The following is a 22,310-nucleotide window of genomic DNA, read 5'->3' on the forward strand; positions in this document are numbered from 1 at the left end:
GCGCCGCCCCGTTCCGCTCGCCGCGCCACGGCCTCCGCTCTCTCAAGGAGTCATCCCATGGTCATGCCTTTCCTCAGCCGCCGCCCCACCGTCCCCGCGAAGGACGGCGCGAGCTGGCCGCACGTGGTCATCCTCGGCGGCGGCTTCGCCGGCGCTCACGCAGTGGGCGCCCTGCGCGATGCGCGGGTGCGGGTCACCCTGGTCGACCGCAACGTCTACAAGACCTTCCAGCCGCTGCTGTACCAGGTCGCGACCGCGGGCCTGAATCCCGGTGACGTCACCATGTTCCTGCGCGGCCTCTCGCTCAAGGTGCCGAACATGCGCTACCGCCAGGGCGAGGTCGAGGGCGTCGATCCGGAGCGGAAGATCGTGCGCCTCGACGAGGGCCAGAGCGGCCAGCAGGAGATCGCCTACGACTACCTGATCGTCGCCAACGGTGCGACCACCACCTACTTCGGCACCCCCGGCGCCGAGGAGCATGCGATGCCGATGTACACCCGCGCCCAGGCGCTCGCGATCCGCGACCGGATCTTCTCGGAGCTGGAGCGTTCGAGCCGCGAGGTCGGGCTCGGCCGCGGCCACGACAAGCTGCATGTGTGCATCGTCGGCGGCGGGCCGACGGGTGTGGAGATCGCCGGCGCGCTGGCGGACTTCCGGACGCAGGAGCTGGACATCCTCTACCCGGAGATGGACCCCGGCACGCTGCAGGTCACCGTGCTCCAGCGCGGCGACGAGGTGCTCAAGGAGTTCTCCACCAAGTACCGCCAGTACGCGGCCGACGAGCTGCGGGATCGCGGCGTGGTCCTGCAGCTGGGCCGCGGCGTGAAGGAGGTCGGCTACGACCACGTGGTGCTCGATGACGATTCGATCCTCGAATCCGACATCACGATCTGGGCTGCGGGCGTCGCGATCCCGAAGATGGTCTCCGAGTGGGGCTTCCCCCAGGACAAGCGCGGCCGCCTCGATGTGGACGACTACCTGCAGGTCAAGGGCTTCCCCGGGGTGTACGCCGCCGGTGACATCGCGGGCCAGGACGAGCCGCTCCCCCAGCTCGCGCAGCCGGCGATCCAGACCGGCCAGGCCGCTGCCCGCGCGATCGCCGCGGAGGTCGCCGGCAAGCCCCGCAAGAAGTTCAAGTACACCGATCTCGGCACCATGGCCACCATCGGCCGTCACGCCGCGATCGCGGAGATCCCGGTGCTCGGCGGGCTCTCCGGCTCGCTGGGCTGGGCCGCGTGGCTCGGCGTGCACATCACCAAGATGATCGGCCACCGCAATCAGCGCGCGGTCGCGATGAACCTGGTCTCCCTCTACAGCGGCAGCCGCGCCACCCATCAGCCGAACCCGGTGGTGGGCGAGGTGAACTCGCTGCGCGCGGCGCGCATCTTCGAGGAGCAGGCCGCGCACCGGCTGTTCGGCGCCGGGGCCGGGGCCACCCGCACGGCCGACAAGGTCGCCGCCGAGAACGCCGAGGGCGCCGCCGACGCGGTGGAGCCGACGAAGGACTGAACCGACGACGTACTGACCTGCCGGCTTCTGACCTGCCGACTTCTGCGCGCCCCAGGACCGCTGTGACAGCGAGCATCGGTCCTGGGGCATGCTCAGTGCGGGCAGGCTCAGACTGCCAGCTCTGCTGACTCCGGCAGGCGCTTGCGGATCGCGTCGGGCCATTCGAGGCGCACGCCGAGCCCCTCGCTCAGCAGGGTCTGCAGCTCGCCGGTCAGCTCGGCGCTCTCGTGCACGGCCGCGGGATCTGCGCCATGGCGTCGGCAGATCTCGGCGAGCGCGCCCACGGCCTCGCCGATCGACCACTCCACCGGGTGAAGGCGGTAGGCGCCGTTGGTGATGTGGGTGGTGCCGATGTTCTTGTTGGCCGGGAGCAGGTTCTCGACGTCCTTCGGGATCAGCGCACCCAGCGGGATCTGGAACGGGAAGCAGTCGATGTCCACATAGTTCCGGGCTGCGGTCGAAGGGTGCAGGTCGATCCGGTAGTGCCCGGTTCCCACGGAGTCCGCGAACAGGGCCGAGCCGGTGAACTGCCCGCGCATCTCACGGCCGATGTGCTCCTCGGTGATGGTGAAACGGGCCTTGATGCGGCGCGCCTCGCGGATGTAGGCCTGGCGGGCGAGCCCGTCGGTCGTGCCCATCACGTCTCCGCGCAGCCGCAGCTCGGGGTAGCCCTTGCCGCCGTGGGCGGCATCGGTGCGCGGGGCCTCCGTCTGCAGCCAGTGGACCAGGGAGAGGGTGAGCTGGCGGGCCTCATGCTCGGCGAGCGTGCGCTGCTCGGCATCGACCCCGAGCAGCGGGAGATCCCAGTAGTCGATCTGGGGCCAGTTGGCGAGGGTGACCTCGCCGCCTGGGGTGTCCGGGTGCAGCTGGGCCCGGGAGCGGACGCGCCGGTAGTGCCAGAGGTCGTTGGTGCGTGCGGTCTCCTCCTGGTCAGCCGGATCGCCCACGAAGAGAGAGCGGTGACGCACCTCGAGGGTGATCGGGTGGACGTCGGAGAAGGAGAGCTGAGGGCCGGGCCAGAAGTCCGGCACGACGCTCGCGAAGCGGTCGTAGAGCTCGGGGCGCGGCACCAGCTCGTCGTGCCCGGGGGCCCATTCCAGGGCGCAGCACCAGGTGATGGCCTGCTGGTCGAGGGGGTCCGCGACCTCCGGGGCGTGGAGCTCGCCGTGCTCGCTGCGCGCTTCGGCACCGATCACATGGTCGATCTCGCCGAGGGCCAGCAGGTCTCCGAGCTCGGTCGCGTCCACGATCAGCGGCGCGCTCAGCCGGGACTGCTCGCCGGTGCACAGGTCACGGACCACCACGGCGCTGATCCGCGTGCCCTCGCGCTCGACGGCGACCGGCTCATGCTCGCGGAGCCATTGCAGGCGGCCGGAGGAGAGCAATGGGGAGACCATCTCCTCGAGCACCAGAGCGCCGACGCGCGGCTCATGGCATAACCGGGAGACTCCCCCTGCCCCCGGGTTCAGCAGCGGATCGGCTGCCGCCTCCGCGGTGAGCGGGAAGTTGCGCCGGTAGTGCTCGCGCACCCGCTCCCGGAACTCTGCGTAGCTCGCCGAGTTCGGGTGGGACTCGACCCACGCCGATTCGTCCGGCGGCACGCCCTGGACAGTGAGCTGCCCGCCGAGCCACGGATCGGCTTCGGTGAGCAGCACCTTCAGCCCGAGCCGGGCGGCGGTGAGGGAGGCGGCGACCCCGCCGAGGCCGCCACCGATCACCACCAGATCGGCGGCGCGCTCGGTGAGCTCGGGGGCGGTCTGTCCGGGAGAAGGCATCGTTGCGTCCTGTCGTGGTGCTTGTGGTGGTGTGGGAGTGCGCGGGGTCATCCCTCGAGCATCGAGAGGGTCCCCAGGTGGTGTGGCAGGCATTGCACGGTCTCGTGATGGTCGCGCGGCAGCTTGCCGTCGAGGATCCCGCCGAGCACGGCGACGCTGCGGATCCCCGCCTCGCGCTTGGGGATGATCAGGTGGGACCAGCTCGCGGCGCGGCCGCTGCGCAGCGGAACCTCGAGGCAGGCCGCGGAGAAGTCATCGGGGATCCGCAGTCCGGCGCGGGAGACGGCCCGTTCAATCGCCTCGGCGACCTCAGGGTTCTCGGCGAGAATCGCGGTGACACCCTCTTGCTTCCACCGCCTGATCAGCTCAGGGGTGACCTCGGTGAGGGCTGCGATGGAGGTCTCGTCCCCGCGGGTCGCAGAGGCGAAGGCGGCCCGTCGAGCGAGGGAGGGCAGTCGTTCGTTCTCATCCTGGACATAGCCGAGGCGCCGGTGACCACCCCGGTGGAGATCGTCGACGATCGCGCGCACGGCACGGTCGTAATCGACCGCGACCCAGGCCGCCTCGGGCACCGGGTCGTACTGCCCGATGCTCACGAAGGGATACTCCTCCTGGGCCAGCCGGGCTAGTTCCCCATCGTCACGGTGCATGCCCAGGATGATCGAGCCGTCAGCATGCTGGAGCCTGCTCGCCCCACCGGCGTAGATGCTGCGTCGCCCATCGACCTGTTGGGTGGAGGTGAAGAGCACCAGGTCCTGCCCGTGATCTGCGGCCCCGACCTCGATGCCCACCAGGAATTCGTGGAAGTACTCATCGGGTCGTGCAGGGAAGACGGGCTCGTAGGTGAAGACGCCAACGAGCCCGCTGCGGCCGCCGCGCAGGGAGCGGGCCGCCGAGTCGGGGACATAGCCGAGCTCGTCCATCGCCGCCCGGATCCGCTCCTGAGTGGCGGCGGACACCCCGCCTTCGGAGGCGCGCCCGCTGGCAACCAGCGAGACGGTCGCCTGCGACACCCCGGCGGCCCGCGCGATGTCGCGTTGACGTACTCGCATGAACCCCTCCTGTTTCGTATAAGTAGCGTTCGGCCACTGTAGACCTCCGCCTCCCGACACTCAAGACCCAGGTCAGATCCTCGGAAACGGTTGACCTCGACAGTAGAGCCTGCCTATGCTCCCGATCACAGCCGATACGTATGAGCATCTGATCGGCTCCACGTGACAGCACTTTCCTCACCCTCCTCGAATGGACCAGGAGCGGTGCAGGAGACTCGCCGACTGCTCCGAACGCGCTACAGCACCGATGCACCCTTCGTCGATCGGCTCCTTCCGTCGACAGCGAACCGAAAAGAGGACTCACCGTGATCCAGCCCCGCAGACGCACCGCCCTCAAGGCCTCCGCCGCGCTCCTCGGCGCACCACTCCTCCTGTCCGCCTGCGGCGGCGAAGGCGGAGGGGGGTGTCCCTATGTTCTTCGTCAAGGGGAAGCGCGAAGTTCTCTCGGGATCTGAGGGGGCTGAGGGGCGCGTTGGAGCTGCCGGCGGGATGGTGCTGTTGCCGGGATCTTAGGGCGTTCGTTGGTGTCAGGCGGCTGCCGCGGTGGGTGTCTTCTGGATGGCCGGTGGGGAGTAGAACGTGCCGTCGCGGAGCATCGCGAAGAGCACGTCGCAGCGGCGTCTGGCGAGGGCGATGAGGGCTTGGTTGTGTCGCTTCTTCTCTGCTCGTTTCCGGTCGTAGTAGGCGCGGGAAACCGGATCTCTCAGCGCGGCGAACGCGGAGAGGAACAGGGCGCGTTTGAGGACCTTGTTGCCTCGCCTGGAGGGGTGGTCTCCACGGATGGAGGTGCCGGAACGCCAGGTCACGGGAGTGAGCCCGGCGTAGGAGGCAAGGTGTCCTGCGGTCTCGAACTGCTTGCCGGTCACCTCGGTGATGATCCTGGCAGCTGTCCTGACGCCGACCGCTGGCATGGACGTCAGGAGGTCGTGAAGAGGGTGGTCTGCCACCAGTGCCTCGACCTGTTCGAAGACCTCACCGCGGGCGGTGCGGAGCTGGGCGAGTTGGATCGCGAGCTGGCGCAGCACGACCCCGGCCGCGTCGGTGCCGGCCACGACCACGGTCTGCTCGCTTAAGGCCTCGAAGATCTCGGCGGCCCAGGGGTTCCCGCCACGAGGCGCATACTTCCGCATGAACGTCGCGACCCGGGTCTGACCAGCCTTTTTCAGAGCGGCCGGGCCGGGGTATTTCTCCAGCAGGGCCGCCATGACGGGATGGTCAAGGTGTCTGCCGATGACGCGCTCGAGAGCGGGATGGATCTGGGTGAGCAGCCCGCGGATCCGGTTTGAGGCCGCGGTGACCTGCCCGGCGAGGTCATCATCGAAGCCGCAGAGCATGCTCAGCTGAGCGGCCTGCTCATCAGCCAGAGCGATCGAGCGCAGCGTCTGAGGCATCGTGCGGGCGGCTTCGGCGATGATCGCCGCGTCACGGGCATCAGTTTTCGCTTCGCCGGGGTGGAGATCGGCAATGCGACGCATCGCGAGGCCGGGCAGATAGCCGATCAGAACGCCCATGTCCTGAGCGACGGCCAGGGGCAGAGCGCCGATGGTCGCGGGCTGGTCCACGACGACGAGGACCGTTCCGTGGCCAGCAGCTTTGCTGATCAAGGTCCGGAGTTTCGCCTCGTCCTGCGGGAGAGGCTGGTCCAGGAGTTTCTTGCCATTGCGGTCGATCGCGACGGCGTGATGGTCGGACTTTCCGACGTCGATACCGATGAACACGTCAACACTGTCGTGTTCGGAGATCATGAGGTCCTCCAAGGCTGGTGCGGGCAGGAACGAAGCTGGCTTGTCCTGCGGCCCCAGAGCTCGGCATCCACGTTACGCCCGACCTGCCGGCATGACCTCGCGCGACTTGGTCTGGTCCCTATCAGCGATCCTCTGACGCCTACCGGGACCCGGTGACAACACCCCCCGGATCATGAACGACTGGGGGCAATAGTCATGCCGGGCCCGACAGGCCAGCAACCCCGATCCCGGAGAGGTCCGGGGCTACGAACAAGGTAACGGGGCGGGGAGGACGACGGCGGTGACCTGACCCTCTGGTTCCCCGGAACCAACCCCGCGGAGCAGGACTTCATCAACGACGTGGTGATCCCTGAGTTCAAGGAGTCTTCCGGCCGCGGCGCCGTCGCCACCTTCATCGATTGGGCGGACATGTCGACCCGGCTCAACGCCGGGTTCTCCTCGGGCACCGGCCCCGATATCTTCGGGCACGGTCCCGCTGCGGTCGCGGACCTGGTGAGCTTCGACCGGGTCGAGCCGCTGGACAGCTACCTCGAGGGAATGGACGACTCGGATCGCGCTGACCTCCAGGTGGGCCTGGACAGCGGGCTCGTCGACGGCGCGCATTACATCTTCCCGATTGCGAGCACGGGCCGTCAGGTGGGCTACAACGCCGCACACTTCGAGGAGGTGGGGCTGGATCCCGAGAACCCACCGACCACCTTCGAGGGCCTGCTGGAGGCTGCTAAGGCGCTCGCGGCGCGCGACGGCGATCGGCTCACCCGGGCCGGAATCGTCTTCGGGACACCGCCGGCCAGCATGCAGCAGGCGTTCACCACGATGCTCTGGGCCAACGGCGGGCAGATGTTCACCGAGGACAACACCGCCGTGCAGTTCAACTCCCCCGAGGGCGTCGAGGCGCTCGAGTGGTACGTGAGCCTCTACCAGGGAGACGAGCCGGTGGACAACGGGCTCGGCGGCACCTGGGAGGGACTGCCGCCGGCGCAGTCGCCGTTGATCACCGAGGACACCTCGATGATCTTCGCCGATCCGGCAACTTTCACCCAGATCATCGCCGCCGCCCCCGAGCTGGATCTCCGGTTCATGGACGTGCTCTCCTTCGAGGGCAACGAGCCGGCGGCCTTCGGCGGTGCCGCGACAGGGCTCATGATCAATCCGGACAGCGCGAAGAAGGATGCCGCTTGGGAGTTCCTCGCCTTCTTCGGCAGTGCCGATCTCGGCAACCGCTATGCCGAAGAGGTGGGCCACGTCCCGGCCCGAGCTTCCGCGGTGGACAGCGAATATGTCCAGTCCAATCCCGCGATCGCCGAAGCTGTCGAGAACAGCGAGAACTTCCGCTCGAACCCCAACGTGCCCGGCTGGACCCGGATCCGGGACACCCTGGGCAGCTACCTCGAGCAGGCGCTGAACGGACAGGGCACAGCGCAGGAGGCGCTTGACGGCGCCGCCGAGGAGATCGAACAGATTCTCGCCGCGAACGGATGAGCACCATGACCGGCACCACCGCCGTCCCAGGGCCGACCACAGAGAGCAAGGGTCCGGGCGCACGAGCCGACGGCGCCGCGGGGGCGCCCCGCCGTCGTCGGCCCCTGCAGCGAGCCCGGGCACGCGCCGGGATGATCCTGGTCGCTCCGGCGGTCCTGTACGTGATCGTCTTCCAGCTGATCCCGGTGGTCTACGGATTCCTGCTCAGCTTCACCAGGTACAGCCCGCTGCAACGCGGAGCCCCCACCTTCATCGGGCTCGATAACTACCTGGGGCTGCTGAAGGATGCAGACTTCCTCAACGCCCTGTGGGTGACCCTGCGCTACACCCTGCAGGTCCTGCCCTTCACGGTGGCGATCGCCCTCGTCCTCGCGCTGCTGGCGAACCGTCCGTTTCGCGGCGTGGGCCTTTTCCGCACAGCCCTCTACATCCCCCACATCGTCTCGCTCACCGCCGTGAGCATGATCTGGCTGTGGATGTACTCGCAGAACGGCCTGTTCAACGACCTTCTCGAGGTGATCGGGATGGGGCCGCAGCGATGGCTGAACGATCCGGAGACGGCCCTGAACGGGGTCTCCGTGATGCGGATCTGGAAGGCGCTCGGCTCCAACATGGTGCTGCTGCTGGCTGGGCTGCAGACCATCCCGAAGGAGCTTTATGAGGCCGCGAGCATCGACGGCTCAAGCCGCTGGCAGCAGTTCCGCTATGTCACCCTGCCGGGGCTGCGCCCGATGCTCGTCTACGTGGTGGCGATGGACATCATCTTCCTGTCCCAGAGCTTCGCGGAGATCTTCGTGCTGACTTCTGGCGGGCCGTTGGACTCCACCACCACCGTGAACTATCTGATCTACACCGAGGCCTTCGACTACAGCAGCATGGGCTCCGCCTCGGCCATGGCCTTCGTGCTGTTCGCGTTCATCGCAGGACTCACACTGATCGCGCTGCGCGCCGGGAGGGAACGATGAGCACTGAAGGCACGATGAGCACTGCTTCCACACTCCGACCTCGGCGATTCCGGGTCACCCGGACCGGCCGGACTCGGATCCTGAACTTACTCTTGCTCCTCATCGCCACGGCGCTGGTGCTCTTCCCGTTCCTCTGGATGGTGAGCCTTGCGTTCACCCCTGCGGAGGCCGCCTTCCGGGATGTGAAGCTGTGGCCCGACTCGCCGACGCTCGACAACTTCGTCACCGCGCTCACCGTCGGCAACCTGAGCCGGGCCTTCCTGAACTCGACGCTGGTGGCGCTGCTGTCGGTGCTGACCAACTGCCTGATCACGGTCGCTGCCGGATACGCCTTCGCCCACCTGCCCTTCCGCGGCAGCAATGTGCTGTTCTACGTGGTGATCGCCACCGCCGCGATCCCGGTCGCGGTCACCCTTATCCCGCTGTTCCTGATGGTCTCGAACTTCCCCCTCATGGGCGGAAACGACATTCTGGGCCGCGGCGGCAGCGGGCTGGTCGACTCTCTCGGCGGCATCGCGATCCCCTACCTAGTGGGGACCATGAGCATCTTCCTGGTGCGCCAGTTCTACAAGGGGATGAGCCCGGAGCTGTCCGAGGCGGCACGCATCGACGGTGCGGGCGAGCTGCGGATCTTCTGGTCGATCTTCATGCCTCTGTCCAAGCCGATCATCGCGGTGGTCGCGATCTTCTCGTTCACCGGGGTGTGGGACGACCTGCTCTGGCCGCTGGTGGTCTCCTCGTCCCCCAAGAGCCAGACAGTGCAGCTGGCCCTGACCGGCTTCAGCCAGAGCGGCAACATCCAGTACGCCCCGTTGATGGCCGCGACGATCATCGTCACCGTCCCGGTGTTGCTGGTGTTCCTGCTCAACCAGCGCCACTTCATCTCCGGCCTCTCGGAGGGCGCGGTGAAGGGCTGAGCGTGCGCCATCTGGCGGACTCGCAAGACATGTGCGCTCTCCTTCCACCTCTGGAAAGCAGAGCGCACATGCCTGTCGGGTTACAGGGACGCCGCGCCACCGGGGCCGGTCACCGGGGGAAGGCCGTCACCGGGCGTTGCGGATGAGCTCGATGACCTGGTCCGAGTCGTTGCGCAGCGGATGTCGAGGCCGCTCACTCTGCGCCGACGCGGGCGCGGGCGAGGGCGTGGAAGAACTCTCCGAGCCCGGGGCGGGCGCTGAGGCGGGGCCCGGGGCGGGCGCTGAGGCGGGCGCCGGGGTGGGCTCGTCCGGCAGGGGCGCGGCGTAAGTCGCGTCGGTGTAGGCGGCGGCGATGCGGGCGGCGGCGGCGCGCTGCTCGGCGGTGACGTCGAGCGTACCGGCGCCGATCTGGTCGAGCAGGTCCGTGAGGGCACGGGCAGGCGGCAGTGCGGGGTCGAGCCGGATCCGGAGGGGCGGCCGTCCCCAGGCTCCGGTGATGCTGAGCCAGCGGATCGCAGTCTCCCGCACGGCCAGCTCGCGGGTCAGCTCCGACCAGGCCAGCTCTCCGGCGCGGCGATGCATCCGCTCGGCGGCCAGGGCCGAGGCGTTCGCGACTCCGCCAGCACCGTCTCCCCCAGCGCCGTCACCACCAGCGCCGTCACCACCAGTACCGCCTCCGCCAGGGCCGCCTCGCCCCGCGCCGCTGCCCCGTCCCAGCAGCGCTGCCCAGCGCTCGTCACGGGCCTGCATTCGGCGGCGTCGGATCAGGATCACTGCTGCCGCAGCGGCCGCGGCCAGCAGCGTGCCGATCCCGAGGATGCCCATCACGCCTCCGCCGAGGCGCTCCACGGTCTCCTCGGAGGGGCCCCCGCCGCCGCCATCGGACGTCTCCGCGGCGGAGGTGTCCTCGGTGGTCTGCTCGTCGGTGGTGCCCTCCTCGCTGCTGGGCGTCTCCTCGGTGGGCTGATCCGACTCCTCCGGGTCCTCGGGTGCGGGATCGGGGGCGTCCTGCGGGGTGCTCGCGTCGGTGACACCGGGCGGGTTCACGCCGTTCGCCGCGGCGGCCGGGGTCGGCTCGAAGCGCACCCAGCCGTGCTCGGGGCCGAACCACACCTCGGGCCAGGCGTGGGCGTTCTTCGCGCTGACCCTCCATTCGTCGCCGTCCTGCTCTCCGGCGGTGAAGCCGATGACCACGCGGGCGGGGTAGCCCTGTGAGGTCATCATCAGTGCGAACGCCGCGGCGAACTGCTCGCAGTATCCGATGCGGTCGGTGAGGAAGGACTCCAGCGGGTCCTCGCCCGGGGCGGAGTTGACCGTGAGCGAGTAGGCGAAGGAGTTGCGGAAGTAGTCCTGATAGGCGACGGCGGTGTCGAAGCCGTTCTCGGCGCCCGCGCTGGCGGCGACGGTGGTGGCGAGCTCGGTGGCGACCTCGGGCACCTCGTCCTGGGAGGTGTAGCCCACCTCGAAGGGCTGCTCGAACACGGCGGGATCCACGGCACGCAGCTGCTCGGCGGTCGAGCTGCGCTGCTCGGAGGCGACGCTGTAACGCTCCCCGATCAACCCTGCGGAGACATGGTTCAGGGCGACCTCTCCGTGGGAGGGCTGGAGGATCATCGCCCGGTTCAGGTCCCGGTCTGAGGCCTGGATCTCGCGCACGTTGTCCGGCACGGGGAGGCGATCACCGGCGAAGCTGGTGATGTCGATGGTGGTGTCGATGAAGTCGTCGGCGCTGCCGTGCACAGCCACTCCGTCATCGCGGGAGTCGCTGAAGGCGGCGCGACCGAGCACCAGCCCCTCCCCCTCGACGTCGCCGCGGAACGTCTCGCCGTCGAAGCGGTTCAGGGCGCGCAGGCGCAGGTAGGAAGGATCCTCGGTGGTGGTGGTGTAGCGCAGCACCTCGGTGTCCTCCTGCTGGAGGAGCGAGCGGCGCACGGAGACGTCGTCGTCGATCATCACCGCGCCGAGCGCCGGGGCGTCGGGGTCCTGCCAGCGCTGCAGCAGGTCCATGTTCAGGGCGATCCGTGCGGGCGCCAGCTGCGGCAGCGCAGGGGCCAGCAGCGGGCTGAGCCCCGCCACCAGCGCCACGCAGAGCACGGTCACGGCGAGGGTGCGGCCGGGGTGGGCGGCGGGGCCCGCCTGCGGCCGACGATCCCCGCGGATGTAGCTCGGATCTGCGTGGACGGTGCGGGTGGCGAGGATGGCGCCACCGGCGAGGACGGGGGCGGTGACATGCCACCAGGGACCACCGGAGGGCTGCTGGAGTGCGGGCACCAGGATCGCGCCCATCAGCAGCAGACCGGTGGGGGTGTGCCATCCCAGGTCCAGGTACATCAGGTCCAGCAGCAGCGTCACCAGCGCGATCACCGCCACCACGAGCACGGTGCCGGGCGCGCCGAGGGTCAGCGGGGCCATGCCGGTGACCAGTTCGTTGACTCCGCGGCTGAAGATCTCGCCCTGGTCGCGGAGCACCTGGAGGGGGCCGTCCTGCCAGCGGGTGAGGCCCTGGGCGATCTCGACCACCCCCACCAGCACCACGATCAGCCCCAGCTGGGCCACGGGCACCAGCATCGGGGGGCGCAGCAGGCGTCGCAGCACGATCCCGCCGAGGATCACCGGGGCGCTGGCGGTGAGGGTCAGCAGCAGCCAGGAGGAGCCTGCCAGCAGCTGGGAGACGGGGGCGGCGGCGAGCAGCAGTGCGACCTGCAGCAGCAGGGCGCGGCCGATCAGGTGGAGGCCTTCGAGGGTGGGCCGGCCCATCAGGGGGCTCACGGCGCTTCCTCCTCGGCGGTGGTCAGCAGGTCATCGAGGGTGTCGGCGGTGGTGCCCCGCACCAGGGTCCAGGCCCCGAACTGGGACTGGGTGGGGGTGTGCCGGGCGCGGATCGTCTGCAGCTCGCGGACGTGCTGCTCATGGGCGTGGCCGAAGTCCTCGCCGTCGGCCGGGCCGATGCGGCGGGCCGGAGGCGGGTGCGGCGCCTCGTCTCCGTCGTCCTCGAGGGCGGGGCGCAGCGCGATCGCGGTGCGGTGGGTGGAGCGGCCTGCGAAGCGGTCCAGGTCCAGGCCCGAGAAGGGTTCGCCGTCATCGGGCCCCAGGGCGATCGCGAGCGCGGTGTGGCCGGCGGCGTGATCCTGGCCGATACCGCCGGAGGCGTCGTCGTCGAAGTCCACCTCCGCGAGGGCGAGAAGGGAGGCGCGCTGCTCGACGGCGTCTGCTTCGCTGCCCAGCGGCGAGGGGCCGGGGATGCCGCGGCGGCGGCCGCTGCGGGTGATCTCGTCCCCGGAGGCGTCCACGATCCGCACCTCCCAGCCGTTCAGGCCCAGCGCGTCCAGCACGGTCGCGGCGTGGGAGACGAGCGCGTCCTCGACCTGGCCGGAGGGGTTCTCGCGGCGGCTGGTATCCAGCACGATCACGGCGCTGTGGCCGGCGGCGGGTTCGTCCTCACGGGTCATCAGCTGGCCGGTGCGGGCGCTCGCGCGCCAGTGGATGCGGCGGATGTCGTCGCCGCTGGCGTAGGGGCGGGCGATGGGTCCGATCTCGCCGACACCCGGGGCGGGGGCGGCGCTGAATGCGCCCTCGCGGGTGATGCCGGTGGCGCGCTCGGCAGCCGGGGCCATCTCGGAGACCACCGGCAGCCCGGTCAGCGCCAGGCCGTCCTCGACGGTGCGGCGCAGGTGGAACAGCCCCAGCACGTCGCGCACGATCAGGGAGTAGGGGCCGAGCTCGTGGGCGCCACGGCGGCCGACGCGCAGCACGTGCGGCATCTGCCTGTTCAGCGGCAGGTCTCCCTGGCCGCCGAGCTCCTCGGGCAGGTGCTCGCGGGCGATGCCGCGGCCCAGCGGGACCACGGTGATCCAGGCGGTCCCGGTGAGCTCGAGCATCACCCGGGCGACGGAGCCGACGGGGACGGCGTCGTCCACCAGGCGGCGAGTGGGGCGCAGGCCCACGCTGCTCACCGCGATCCCGATCGCGCCGATCACCAGCATCAGCAGCAGAGCGGCGGCGAGCTGGCGCAGGGGCGTCACCCGGGCCAGGTCGCCCAGCACCCACAGCGCCCCGCAGCCCACGAGCACGACGATGCCGCGCCCGGTGGGGCGGAAGCGGGTGCCGGGGCGCGGATTCACGCCTGCGGGGTGCTGCGCAGCACCTGGTCGACCAGCTCCCCGGCGCTGGCCCCACGGGAGAGGGCCTGGGGGGTGAGGTGCATGCGGTGACGCCACACGGGCATGATCACGGCGGCGACGTCCTCCGGGGTGACGAAGGTGCGCCGGGCGAGCACGGCGTTCGCCTTCGCGGCGCGCACCAGGTGCACCGCAGCGCGCGGTGAGGCGCCGAGGGTGACCTGCGGGTGGGAGCGGGTGGCCTCAGCCAGCCGCACGACGTACTCCAGGATCACCGGGGAGGCGTAGACGCTGCGGACCGCACGTACGTGGGCGGCGATCTGTTCCGGCCTGGTGCGCTCGGTGACGGCATCGACCAGGTCGTGGTCCCCGTCGCGCACCGGTCCGGCTTGGGCGGCGAGCATCCGCACCTCGGCCGATGCCACCGGGTAGCCCATGGTGGTCTGGGCCAGGAAGCGGTCGCGCTGCGCCTCGGGCAGCCGGTAGGTGCCCTCCATCTCCACGGGGTTGGCGGTGGCGACCACCATGAACGGCTCGGCCAGGGGGTAGGTGGTGCCGTCGACGCTGACCTGCCGCTCCTCCATCGCCTCGAGCAGCGCGGACTGAGTCTTCGGGGAGGCGCGGTTGATCTCGTCGGCCAGCAGGATCTGGGTGAACACCGCCCCGGGGCGGAACTCGAACTCGCTGGTGGCCTGGTTGAACACGCTCGCGCCGGTGACATCCCCGGGCAGCAGGTCGGGGGTGAACTGGATGCGGTGACGCTCGGCGCCGAGCGCTGCGGCCAGGGACTTGGCGAGCATCGTCTTGCCCACGCCCGGGATGTCCTCGATCAGCAGGTGACCGCCGGCCAGCAGCACCAGCACGGCGATCCGGGCCACCTCGTCCTTGCCCTCGACGATGGTCGCGATCTCGCGGATCACCGATTCGGCCTCGGTGGCGATCTCGCGCGCCTGCTCCTGGGTGAGTCCGACACCCAGCTCGCGGGCCCGGTTCTGCGGATGCCACGGGTCATGGGGGGCCTCGACGGCGACGTCGTCCTGGGTCATGTCGTGCTCCTCCGAGTGACCACCGTGACAGGTGTTCATGAAAAGTTTGCCCCGAGATGAACTCCTCGGGACCCACGCGGCGGCATCGCCTCATACAGTATGACTGGTTCCAAATGTCTTCTGAGGAGTTCCGATGATCGTCCGTAGTGACCGGACCGCCCTCCGTGGCGGTGCGGGACTCCTCCTCGTCGCGGCCTGCCTCGTGGGCCCCGCGGCCGCTCAGGCGGAGCCGGCACCGGCGGAGATCGCTCCGATGCAGGGCGGGGCGGCGTGTGAGGGGATGAATCCGAGTGCTTCGGTCAGCGCTCAGTCGATCGAACTCGGGTCCTCCGTGACTATCACTGGCACCTGCTTCGACGCACGCAGCTTCGCGACGATCACCATCGTCACTCCGAAAGGTCCGGTTCAACTCGATGGACTGGAAACTGATTCTGAGGGGACCGCGTCCTGGAGCTACCAGCCAACGACCGGCGGAGATTTTAGCGCGGTGATCGACGTGGGCCAGCAGCAGGCGACCGGATCGTTCACGGTGACCGACGAGTCCGCGGAACCAGACCCGGAGCCGACACCCGATCCGGAGCCCACGCCAGACCCAGAGCCGACGCCGGATCCTGAGCCCACGCCGGAGCCAGAGCCGACGCAGGAACCGACGCCCGAACCCACACCGGAGCCGACCCCTACCCCCGAGCCGACGCCGACCCCCGAGCCGACGCCGGAGCCGACGCCAACCCCCGAGCCGACGCCGGAGCCGACGCCGACGCCGGATCCGACGACCGGTCCCGGCGAGGACGATTCGCCTGCCTCACCGAGTCCGTCCACCTCGGCGAGCCCGGACCCGGCACCGACCACACCCACCGCGCCGTCCCCCGGCGCGGAGGATGATCCGGCGCCGACGGCGGGCGCCAGCCCCACCGCGTCCGAGCAGACGCCCTCCGCGCCCGCCGCGGCAGCCCCCGGCCCGGCGACCAACGACTTCCCGGCCGCAGCCCCTGAGTACACCGCGGAGCAGCGGGAGGCGGCCTCGCTCGCCGTGCTGATGACCTCGCTGTTCGCACACGGAGTCTCGAACGGCCAGGTGGGCATCTCCCCCGCCGAGGCCGGAACCCCGAATGCTGATGGCACCGTCGGTGGCGGCAGCAATACTGAGGGCAGCAGCGCCGGAGAAGACGATGCCGCTGACGGCAGCGAAGCATCCGACGGCGGTGGCGATGAGCTGGCGGAGACCGGCGCGTCGGCCGCGGGCCCTGCGGTGCTCGCGGCTCTCCTACTGGCCGGCGGGGCCGCTCTGCTCTGGCACCACCGCCGCCGCAACGGCTGAGCGGAAGACTCAGGGGCGCTGGCTGAGCGCATCACCCGACGCGCATGACCCGACGCGCATGACCCGCCATGCCCGGCCTCAGGCGCTGAGGCCCCGCCTGGTCTGCATCGCGACCAGCGCACCGATCAGCAGCGCGCCGAGCACCAGGGCGATCCCGCCCACGGCCACCGCGCCGCTCACTCCGAGCAGCGCTCCGAGCCAGGCGAGGGAGATGCCGTTGCCGGTGCGCATGCCGCTGCCGATCATCGAGTAGACCCCCACCACGCGTCCTCGCTGATCCTCGGGCGCGCGCAGCTGCACGAGCGCCTGACCGATCGCGGTGGCGGCGAGGTTTGCGACCCCGCCGATCACGAGCGCGATCACCGCCACCGCGTAGTGGGTGGTGGTCGCGACGATCAGGGAGGTCAGTCCGAACATCACCGCAGCGATGACGGCGCCGCGCACGTCGACCTTGAGGATCCCGGTGGCCTCGAGCAGGAAGCCGCCCACGACTCCCCCGATCCCGTTGGCGAACAGCAGCGCGCCGTAGCCGAGCCCGCCCTCGTCGCCCGCGCCCAGAGTGTCGGCGAAGTTCGGCATCGACACCTGGAGCGAGGAGCCGACGCACACCGCGATCAGCCCCGCCAGGGCGATCATCCCCACCAGCACCTTGTCGTTGCCCACGGTGCGCAGCACGCGCGGGGTGTCGAGGATCGAGATCCGCTCGCGGTGCACGATCCCGCTGCGGGAGTGCCCGGTGAAGGGGGTGCGGAGCATCAGCAGCGTCATCGGCAGGTAGAACACGATGTTGGCGAGGATCCCGAACGTCGGCCCGAGCAGCAGCATCAGCACCGAGCCGACCACCGGCCCGGCGAGCACCCCGAGGCTCTTGAAGGTGGCGTTCAGCCGCACGGCGCTGGCCAGCTCGCGCGGCTCGGCGAAGTCATGGAGCATCAGCTGCTCGGCAGGGCCCCACAGCGCGCCGGCGCAGCCGTGCAGCACCAGCAGCACGCAGGCACTCCACATCTCCAGGGTGCCCGTGAGGAACAGCAGCCCCCAGGCCAGCGAGACGAACGCGAACAGCCCCTGGGCGATCTGGATGATGCGTCGGCAGTCGTACTTCTCCGCGAGGCCACCGAAGAGGACGGAGAACATCAGGAAGGGCAGCCAGTGGCTGATCACCTGGAAGCCCACCAGCCAGGGCGATTCGAACACCTGCCACAGCATCCAGTAGGTGATGACGTGCTCGATGTTGTCGCCCATCATCGAGAGTCCGGCGGTGACCAGGTAGGGGCGGGAGTGCTTGTCGCGCAGGGGGCCGAAGCGACGCGGGACCGACAGGTTCAGTGGACTCTGCTTTCCTCGTACAGGGGCGGGCACCGGCGATCGGGGATCGTTCGAAGGCGTTCCAGCGCTCGTCGCCCGGACCAGGTTACGTGGTGCCGCGTCGAGGGGCCGCGCCTCTCTCTGTAGTGCGTAAGGTGGGCGGCCCACTCGTTCCATCCAACTTTAAGCACTAAAGTTGGATCATCGGGCCACGATCACCACGTTAGGGGCTATGCATGGGGCACTTCACCTCGCAGTACTGGGAGAACCCCTATGACTCCGGCGTCCCCCGTGCAGATCGACGCTCGGGGGAATACCAGACCTACACGCCCTCCGCCCTCACCGGGATGAGGCTGGCGATCGGACCTGAGGTCGATGCCGAGGTCGCCGCCGCCGAACGCGCCGTGCGCGCACTGAACCGCGGCACATATCAGGATCTGGGCCTCGTCTCCCGGTTCCTGCTGCGCTCCGAAGCGATTGCGTCCTCCTATATCGAGGGGATCGCACCCAGCCCGAGGAACGTCGCTCTCGCCGAGCTCGCCCTCGAGGAGGATGTCCGCGGGCTCTCCGACACCGCTCAGCAGGTGGCGCGGAACATGACGATCGTGCGCGACGCTTCCGACGCCCTCTCCGAGAAGGAGGTCATCACCGTCGCAGATCTGGGCGCCCTGCAGGCATCGCTCATCCCGGCACCGACCGAGCTCCAGGGAGTGCGGGCAACGCAGAACTGGATCGGCGGCTCGCGCTACCACCCGCTCGAGGCCGCACACGTGCCTCCGCCGCCCGATGAGGTCCCCGCACTGTTGGAGGACCTGGTCCGATACATGGCCGGTGCCACTCACTCACCGATCATCCAAGCGGCACTCGCGCACGCCCAGTTCGAGACGATCCACCCATTCCCCGATGGCAACGGTCGCGTCGGTCGAGCCCTCATCCACACGGTGCTCACCCGCCGGGGCCTCACCGCAGAAGCGATCCTTCCGGTGAGCCTGGTGCTGGCGACCCTTCATGAGGAATACATCGATGGCCTGGAATCGTTCCGTGTCGAGGGAGGACCGGAGTCGCCACAGGTCTTCGCAGCGATCGAGACCCGGGTGAGCACTTTCGCGAATGCCGTGAGAATTGCTGCGGAGCAGGCCGCAGGCCTCGAGCGGCGCCTGGCAGAGCTGCGCGAGGAATGGTCGCGCATCATCTCGGAGGCTCGGCGCCGGGAGGGCAAGGTCCGGGCGACTCGGCGGAACTCGGCGCTGTCCACGATCCTCGACTCGCTGCCGGGCACCCCCGTGCTCACCACCTCCACTGTGACGCGCGTGCACGGAGTGACGACGACCGCCGCCCAGAACGCCCTTGCCCAGCTCACGGAGTACGGGATTTTGGAGACGATCTCGATCGGTCGTGCCCAGCGCGCCTACATGTCCCTCGACGTCCTGGATCTGCTCACCCGCAGCGAGCGCGCGATGGCGAGCAGGGACTTCGACACCGCCAGCTCGCCACCGATGCGCCCCGTGCCCGTACCGCGCGTGCGCTGAGCTCCGTGGGCTCACGAAACCGTCCCCGCTGCGACGCTCGCACCGTCAGGGGTCCAGCCTCGAGCGGGGGACGTCAGAGGTCGAGGACGAAGCGAAGGGCCCGGTCGATCGTGCTCAGCTCCTCGGGACCCAGCATTCCCCGTCGAGTCACGAGCCGCTCCGTCGAGACCGTCCTCAGCTGGTCGCACCGAGCGTGCGAGGTGTGCCCCAGGCCGCTACCTCCAGGCTCCACTTCTACGTGACTGCGCAGCCCGTAGGCAGCAGAGGTGATCGGCACAACCATGACAAGGCCGCCGGGACCGTTGTTCAGAATGTCCACCGACACCACGACGGCCGGTCGTCGCAACGCTGGCTCGTGGCCGATAGGCCGGCCGAGGTCGACGTCGTAGACCTCCCCCCGCCAGATCACGACAGCGCGTCCCACTCCTGCCGCTCCGCCACGTACTCCTCCCATTGCTCGGGATTCTCACGCAGTCGCGCGTAATCGGCGGTGAGTCCCTGCAGGAACTCCTGCTTCTCGAGCGCGTCGATCGCGACGTGGACGACCTCGATGACCGACGTGCCGCGGGACTTGGCGAGAACCTGGAGGCGCTCGGAATCGGACCGACGAACTCTGACGGTGGTGGTCTCTGAAGCAGCCATCCATCGACTGTAGACGAAATGTCTACACTTGGTGGCGCGGCAACTGGACGAGAGCGAGGGCGGGCAGGGGCCCTACCTCGCGCAGCAGTTCACGGCGCCAGCAGCACCGCGAATGTCTCGAGCGTCTCCTGCAGTTCGATCGACGGCTCGAGCAACCACTGGATCTGCAGGCCATCGCTCGCGGCGACGATCAGCGCGGCGGTGCGGGCGGGGTCCACGTCGTCCCGCACCAGCCCGGTGGCCTGATCGTCGCGCAGGCGCTGCTCGAGGTCGGTGCGCACCTGCTCGAACCGGGTGGTGAAGTACTCCTTGGCGGGGCCCGCTTCGGCCTCCAACGAGGTCGCCACCAGCGTGGAGTAGAGCTGCACCAGGCCCGGGACCTCGAGGTTCGCAAGCGCCGCGTTCGCCATCACGTCGACCGAGCGCACATGGCTCTGATCGCCGCGCTCGAGGTCGCGCCGATACTCGGCGTGCTCGTAGACGGCGACCAGCAGCTCCTCGCGGGAGGAGAAGTAGTGCAGCAGTGCGCCATGGGAGATGCCGATGGCCTCGGCGATGCGGCGCAGGGAGGTGCCGTCGGCGCCGCGCCGGCGGAACACCTCGATGGCGCGGTCGAGGATCTCCTGGCGGCGGGCGATGCCCTTGGAGTAGGAGCCCGCGCGACCGATGCGGGGCGGCGCGGCGGCCGACGGGCCCGGCTCGACAGCGGCGGCTGCCGGCCCCTTCTCCGCGGCCTCGGCCGGTGCATCCTCGGTGCTCATGAAGCCAATGTACCCATGACTCGAACTGCTCTGCAGGAAAAACCTCCAACTGGTGGGTTTGCTGTTATTCTGGCCGCCATGCGCCTTCGGTGACGCGGCGCACCCTCTGACAACGACGTACGAAAGCAGGTTCGACGTGGCACTGCCTCTCGCCTCCGTCCAGCTGTACACGCTGGCCGCGGAGTTCTCCGCCGACATGAACGGCTCCCTCGACAAGCTCGCGAAGATCGGCCTGAAGAACGTCGAGGCCTTCGACTTCGTGCGCCGTCCGAAGGAGATCCGCGCTGCGCTGGACGCTTCCGGCCTCTCGTCCCCCACCGGGCACGCCCCGCTGCTCTCCGACGAGCTGTGGACCCCGGACGGCTCCATCCCCACCCCGGCCAACGAGGTCGTGTTCGAGGCTGCAGCCGAGATCGGCATGAAGGCCGTCATCGACCCGATGGTCCCCACCGAGCGCTGGCTCACCGAGGACGGCGTGAAGGACATCGCCGAGCGCCTCAACGCCGCCTCCGAGAAGGCCAAGGAGTTCGGCCTCACCGTCGGCTACCACAACCACGCCCAGGAGTTCCTCGCGGACTTCGACGGCCAGACCGCTTACCAGCGCTTCCTGTCGCTGGTGGACCCGTCGGTCGCGATCGAGCTGGACCTCTACTGGGCCCTCGTCGGCGGTCAGGACGTCGTGGCACTGGTCAAGGAGCTCGGCGACCGCCTCGTGGCGATCCACGTCAAGGACGGCATCAAGCCCGAGTCCAACCCCTTCGCTCCGGGCGCCCCGAAGTTCGCCTCCACCAGCCTGGACCAGCGCCACGCCGGTGAGGGAGAGGTCCCCACCGTCGAGGCCATGAAGGCAGCGACGGGCGTCAAGTACGCCGTCATCGAGTACGACAACGCCCCGGGCGACGTCTTCGAGGACATCGAGAACAGCTACCGCTTCCTGATCGACGGAGGCCTCGCAGCATGAGCACCCCTTCCCCCTTCTCCGGCCCCGTGGGCGTCGGCTTCATCGGCGTGGGCGTCATCTCCGACACCTACCTGGAGAACCTGAACTCCTTCCCTGACGTCGAGGTGCTGATCCTCGGCGACATCAACACCGAGCGCGCCGCCGCCCAGGCCGCGAAGCACAACGTGCCCGCCTCCGGCACCGCGCAGGACGTGCTGGACCACCCGGGTGTGCAGGTCGTCGTGAACCTGACCCTGCCCGCAACCCACGTCGAGATCTCCTCCGCCGCGATCGCCGCGGGCAAGCATGTGTGGACCGAGAAGCCGCTGGGCATGGACCGCGAGTCCACCGCCGCGCTGCTGACGCAGGCCGACGAGGCCGGGCTGCGTGTGGGCTGCGCACCGGACACCGTGCTCGGGGCGGGCGTGCAGACCGCCAAGCGCGCGATCCTCGACGGTGTGATCGGTCGGCCGCTGTTCGCGCAGACCTCCATGCAGTGGCAGGGCCCCGAGGTGTTCCACCCGAACCCCGGCTTCCTGTTCGCCAAGGGCGCGGGGCCGCTGCTCGATATGGGCCCGTACTACTTCACCACTCTGGTCAGCCTGTTCGGCACCGTCGAGAAGGTCGCCGCGATCGGGCTGAAGGCCACCGAGGAGCGCATGATCCAGGTGGGCGACCAGGCAGGGACCACCTTCCCGGTCGAGGTGCCCTCGACGATCTCCGTGCTCACCCAGTTCGAGGGCGGCCAGACCGGCACCTCGCTGCTGAGCTTCGACTCGCCGCTGGCCCGCCAGGGCATCGTCGAGATCCACGGCACCGAGGGCTCGCTGGTGGTGCCCGATCCGAACATGTTCGAGGGCCGCATCGCCTATGTGCGCCCCTTCGACACCTTCGGCGAGCGCCCACCGGAGCAGGAATGGATCGAGATCCCGCAGGAGGGCCCGACCACCGGTCGCGGCCTGGGCCTGCTGGACATGATCCGCTCGATCCACGAGGATCGCGCGCACATCGCCACCGGCGAGGTGGGCTACCACGTCCTGGACATCATGCTCTCGGCCGAGGAGTCTGCGGCGAGCGGTGAGTTCGTCACCCTGAACTCCTCCGTGTCCGAGATCCCGGCCGTCCCGGCGGACTTCGACCCGCTGGCCCGCACGCTCTGAGGTAGCCGGCGCCGGCTGCTGCGGCGCCGGTGGCCGACGTTCTGCG

17 protein-coding genes and 1 pseudogene are annotated in these 22,310 nt (G+C 69.5%); 8 read left to right on the forward strand and 10 right to left on the reverse strand.

Translation table 11 applies throughout. From position 1 onward, the window contains the following. The first annotated feature begins 57 nt into the window (after positions 1 to 57). Entirely contained in the window at positions 58 to 1,509 is a 1,452-nt protein-coding gene (locus ACT3UF_RS03570) for an NAD(P)/FAD-dependent oxidoreductase (RefSeq protein WP_444608016.1), read from the forward strand. A gap of 107 nt (positions 1,510 to 1,616) precedes the next feature. Here the strand turns inward: ACT3UF_RS03570 and ACT3UF_RS03575 are convergent, their stop codons facing one another. The 3 genes and pseudogenes from ACT3UF_RS03575 to ACT3UF_RS03585 all read right to left on the reverse strand — a co-directional run bounded on the left by ACT3UF_RS03575 (position 1,617) and on the right by ACT3UF_RS03585 (position 6,148). After that, positions 1,617 to 3,284: an FAD-dependent oxidoreductase gene (locus ACT3UF_RS03575; RefSeq protein WP_444608017.1), complete on the reverse strand. Its 1,668-nt coding sequence runs from the start codon at positions 3,282 to 3,284 to the stop codon at positions 1,617 to 1,619. A 47-nt stretch (positions 3,285 to 3,331) separates the two neighbouring features. Further along, positions 3,332 to 4,336, reverse strand: a complete 1,005-nt coding sequence (locus tag ACT3UF_RS03580; protein WP_441446105.1) for a LacI family DNA-binding transcriptional regulator — start codon at positions 4,334 to 4,336, stop codon at positions 3,332 to 3,334. Between the two features lie 527 nt (positions 4,337 to 4,863). Further along, positions 4,864 to 6,148: pseudogene (locus ACT3UF_RS03585) on the reverse strand (IS110 family transposase). Positions 6,149 to 6,411: 263 nt separating this feature from the next. Here ACT3UF_RS03585 and ACT3UF_RS03590 point away from each other — a divergent pair. The 3 genes from ACT3UF_RS03590 to ACT3UF_RS03600 all read left to right on the forward strand — a co-directional run bounded on the left by ACT3UF_RS03590 (position 6,412) and on the right by ACT3UF_RS03600 (position 9,445). After that, positions 6,412 to 7,563 (forward strand): ABC transporter substrate-binding protein, encoded by a 1,152-nt coding sequence (locus tag ACT3UF_RS03590; RefSeq protein ID WP_444608405.1) that lies wholly within the window; start codon positions 6,412 to 6,414, stop codon positions 7,561 to 7,563. A 5-nt stretch (positions 7,564 to 7,568) separates the two neighbouring features. After that, positions 7,569 to 8,528 carry a carbohydrate ABC transporter permease gene (locus tag ACT3UF_RS03595; RefSeq protein WP_444608018.1) on the forward strand — a complete coding sequence of 320 codons (960 nt, stop codon included), beginning with the start codon at positions 7,569 to 7,571 and terminating at the stop codon, positions 8,526 to 8,528. 92 nt (positions 8,529 to 8,620) lie between these two features. Further along, positions 8,621 to 9,445 carry a carbohydrate ABC transporter permease gene (locus tag ACT3UF_RS03600; protein WP_441445026.1) on the forward strand — a complete coding sequence of 275 codons (825 nt, stop codon included), beginning with the start codon at positions 8,621 to 8,623 and terminating at the stop codon, positions 9,443 to 9,445. Between the two features lie 126 nt (positions 9,446 to 9,571). Here the strand turns inward: ACT3UF_RS03600 and ACT3UF_RS03605 are convergent, their stop codons facing one another. From ACT3UF_RS03605 to ACT3UF_RS03615, 3 genes are read right to left on the reverse strand one after another with little or no spacing between them, the layout of a single operon-like run. Continuing rightward, complete coding sequence (locus tag ACT3UF_RS03605) at positions 9,572 to 12,214, reverse strand: transglutaminase family protein (protein ID WP_444608019.1); 2,643 nt, start codon at positions 12,212 to 12,214, stop codon at positions 9,572 to 9,574. Next, entirely contained in the window at positions 12,211 to 13,566 is a 1,356-nt protein-coding gene (locus ACT3UF_RS03610; protein ID WP_441445028.1) for a DUF58 domain-containing protein, read from the reverse strand. Before ACT3UF_RS03610 ends, ACT3UF_RS03605 begins: the two co-directional genes overlap by 4 nt. Further along, positions 13,563 to 14,609, reverse strand: coding sequence for an AAA family ATPase (locus ACT3UF_RS03615; RefSeq protein ID WP_441445029.1), 1,047 nt, complete (start codon positions 14,607 to 14,609; stop codon positions 13,563 to 13,565). The genes ACT3UF_RS03610 and ACT3UF_RS03615 overlap by 4 nt, the downstream gene beginning before the upstream one ends. A gap of 487 nt (positions 14,610 to 15,096) precedes the next feature. Here ACT3UF_RS03615 and ACT3UF_RS03620 point away from each other — a divergent pair, with 487 nt between their 5' ends. Continuing rightward, a complete protein-coding gene (locus ACT3UF_RS03620; protein WP_441445030.1) occupies positions 15,097 to 15,927 on the forward strand; it encodes an LPXTG cell wall anchor domain-containing protein in 831 nt (276 codons plus the stop codon). 78 nt (positions 15,928 to 16,005) lie between these two features. Here ACT3UF_RS03620 and ACT3UF_RS03625 read toward each other — a convergent pair whose 3' ends face one another. Beyond that, a complete protein-coding gene (locus ACT3UF_RS03625; protein WP_444608020.1) occupies positions 16,006 to 17,286 on the reverse strand; it encodes an MFS transporter in 1,281 nt (426 codons plus the stop codon). A 182-nt stretch (positions 17,287 to 17,468) separates the two neighbouring features. Between ACT3UF_RS03625 and ACT3UF_RS03630 the strand changes: the two genes are divergently transcribed. After that, on the forward strand, positions 17,469 to 18,761 hold the full coding sequence (locus tag ACT3UF_RS03630) for a Fic family protein (RefSeq protein WP_444592192.1): 1,293 nt from the start codon (positions 17,469 to 17,471) through the stop codon (positions 18,759 to 18,761). 73 nt (positions 18,762 to 18,834) lie between these two features. On the opposite strand, the gene ACT3UF_RS03635 is transcribed toward ACT3UF_RS03630, so the two are convergent. From ACT3UF_RS03635 to ACT3UF_RS03645, 3 genes are all read right to left on the reverse strand, one after another. Next, complete coding sequence (locus ACT3UF_RS03635) at positions 18,835 to 19,170, reverse strand: type II toxin-antitoxin system PemK/MazF family toxin (protein WP_444592193.1); 336 nt, start codon at positions 19,168 to 19,170, stop codon at positions 18,835 to 18,837. Continuing rightward, the gene (locus ACT3UF_RS03640; protein ID WP_444592194.1) at positions 19,167 to 19,403 is read right to left on the reverse strand and encodes a hypothetical protein; all 237 of its coding nucleotides are present in this window, start codon (positions 19,401 to 19,403) and stop codon (positions 19,167 to 19,169) included. The genes ACT3UF_RS03635 and ACT3UF_RS03640 overlap by 4 nt, the downstream gene beginning before the upstream one ends. 89 nt (positions 19,404 to 19,492) lie before the next feature. Further along, the gene (locus ACT3UF_RS03645; protein ID WP_444608021.1) at positions 19,493 to 20,164 is read right to left on the reverse strand and encodes a TetR/AcrR family transcriptional regulator; all 672 of its coding nucleotides are present in this window, start codon (positions 20,162 to 20,164) and stop codon (positions 19,493 to 19,495) included. Between the two features lie 136 nt (positions 20,165 to 20,300). Between ACT3UF_RS03645 and ACT3UF_RS03650 the strand changes: the two genes are divergently transcribed. Beyond that, on the forward strand, positions 20,301 to 21,125 hold the full coding sequence (locus ACT3UF_RS03650) for a sugar phosphate isomerase/epimerase family protein (protein ID WP_444608022.1): 825 nt from the start codon (positions 20,301 to 20,303) through the stop codon (positions 21,123 to 21,125). Then, a complete protein-coding gene (locus ACT3UF_RS03655; RefSeq protein WP_444601354.1) occupies positions 21,122 to 22,264 on the forward strand; it encodes a Gfo/Idh/MocA family protein in 1,143 nt (380 codons plus the stop codon). Before ACT3UF_RS03650 ends, ACT3UF_RS03655 begins: the two co-directional genes overlap by 4 nt. Positions 22,265 to 22,310 lie beyond the last annotated feature (46 nt).

The sequence above is a fragment of the Brachybacterium sp. AOP24-D1-21 genome, assembly GCF_052378665.1.
Lineage (GTDB): Bacteria > Actinomycetota > Actinomycetes > Actinomycetales > Dermabacteraceae > Brachybacterium.